Source organism: Fusobacterium varium (assembly GCA_021531615.1).
In the GTDB taxonomy this organism is placed as follows: domain Bacteria; phylum Fusobacteriota; class Fusobacteriia; order Fusobacteriales; family Fusobacteriaceae; genus Fusobacterium_A; species Fusobacterium_A varium_C.
Genome location: JADYUE010000077.1, coordinates 1 through 1,811, shown reverse-complemented (window position 1 = coordinate 1,811; position 1,811 = coordinate 1). Strand labels below are relative to the sequence as shown.

4 protein-coding genes are annotated in these 1,811 nt (G+C 31.4%); all 4 read left to right on the top strand.

Going from position 1 to position 1,811, the window contains the following annotated elements:
- A partial coding sequence (locus tag I6E31_12380) for a tail fiber domain-containing protein (GenBank protein MCF2640755.1) occupies positions 1 to 394 on the top strand: 394 nt, incomplete at its 5' end.
- A 1-nt stretch (position 395) separates the two neighbouring features.
- Entirely contained in the window at positions 396 to 899 is a 504-nt protein-coding gene (locus I6E31_12375) for a hypothetical protein (protein ID MCF2640754.1), read from the top strand.
- A 93-nt stretch (positions 900 to 992) separates the two neighbouring features.
- Complete coding sequence (locus I6E31_12370) at positions 993 to 1,355, top strand: hypothetical protein (protein MCF2640753.1); 363 nt, start codon at positions 993 to 995, stop codon at positions 1,353 to 1,355.
- A gap of 11 nt (positions 1,356 to 1,366) precedes the next feature.
- Positions 1,367 to 1,811 (top strand): hypothetical protein (locus tag I6E31_12365; protein MCF2640752.1); only part of this gene is annotated, 445 nt, incomplete at its 3' end.

The following is a 1,811-nucleotide window of genomic DNA, read 5'->3' as shown; positions in this document are numbered from 1 at the left end:
CACTTTTCCACCTGATTCACACACTCACCCTTATTTGTCAACAAGTGGTGGTACTGTTAATGGCAACTTAACTGTAACAGGTCAAATAGTATCTAATGGTGATGTTACTGCCTTTTCAGATAGAGAGTTAAAAGAGAATATCCAACCTCTAAAAGATAATTTTTTAGATAAACTACAAGTATATAGTTATAACTATATAGGAGAAAAGGATATTAGATATGGAGTTATAGCTCAAGAATTACAAGAGTTCTATCCTAACCTAGTCTTAGAAACTGATAGAGAAGTTAATGGAAGAAAAGTTCTTGCAGTAAGGGATAGAGATATTATTTATTTACTTCTAGATGCTTATCAGAAACTAAGTAAAAGGGTATCTGAACTAGAAAGAGGTGAGTAGTATGGCACTACCATCAACAGGAACTATAACAATGGGTCAAGTTAGGGCTGAACTTAGAAAAAATGGAAGTTTAAATTTAGGAAATACAGATGTTAGAACTGTAGCTGAAAAACCTAGTGGAACAATAAAAATGAGTGATTTACATGGGAAAACAGGCTGGATTGAATCTGTAAGCTTCGATATAGGAGTTACATTTAAAAAAACTGATGATTGGTCTAAAACTTTTTTTTGTAAATTAGGTTTATCACAAAGAAATATAAGAGTAACTTTTATGTATCATAAAAAGTCAAAAACAACAAGTAGTGGTCATACATCATACAGTATTTCTTTTCATGTTAGCATTAATGGCTTAGAAAATAATGAAAAAGCAGAAATAAAATTTAATTTTGGTTATGAAGATTATATAAAAACTTTCGGAAATTGTGAAGGAGAAGGTTTAGCAGGGAGTACAGGAGCTGCAAATAATAATGCTACAATAAATACAATAAGATTTTTTATTCAATAAAAATTGGAGGTAAATACATGTCAAATTCAGATAAAAAATTAAACGGGGGGGGGTAGAAGTAACCCTATAACCCTTAATACTATAAATGAGAAAGTGAGAACACTAGAGGGAACAGGAAGAGTTACACCGATTAAGATGAGTGATTTGAATAGTAGGATAACTTCTATTGAAAGTGCAAAACATTTTGAAGAATATTCATGGAGTGGAACAAGTAGATATTTCACAATACCAGAAAAATATAGAGAAGGTTGGAATTTTCTTGTTATAGAATGTTATTATTTACCTAGAAGCGGTTCACAAAGAGCTAGAATACATGTTGTAAGGAATGGTGTAACTGGTATTAGCTCAGGGGCAAAAGAAGTTGATTATAGAATTGTAAGAAGTGGAAATGATTTATTTGTTTCAGGTTCTGATGATGTTCAAGGAACGAAATTGACAGTACTATGGTATAAATAGGAGGCTAAACAATGCAAAAATATTATTATTTAGATAAAAATATAGTTATAAATGAACATAAGTGCTATGTCTTAGGTGTTTATGATGAGCCTTTAGAAAATGCACAAGACTTTTTTAGAATGTTTTTTAAAGATGAAACCTTAGAGGTAACTCATTATCTAGGAGAAGAAATTCCGACAGTTCCAGTTATGAATGGAGATGTAGTTAGACCAGCAAATCCAAGAGAACTTGTTGAGCTAGGATTTATAGCTTTAGATGATGGAGCATATATTGAGGGAGATAATATCGTTAAGGTAGATAGCCCATCATGGCAATATATGTGGAATAAAGATGAAAAGAAATGGATTCCTAATCCTGAAATGTTAAGAGATGGTGAGTATATAGAGGGTGAAGAGATAAAATCAGTTGTTATGCCTATTGATTTAGTAGTTCCTAAATGGAATAAAGAACTTAAAA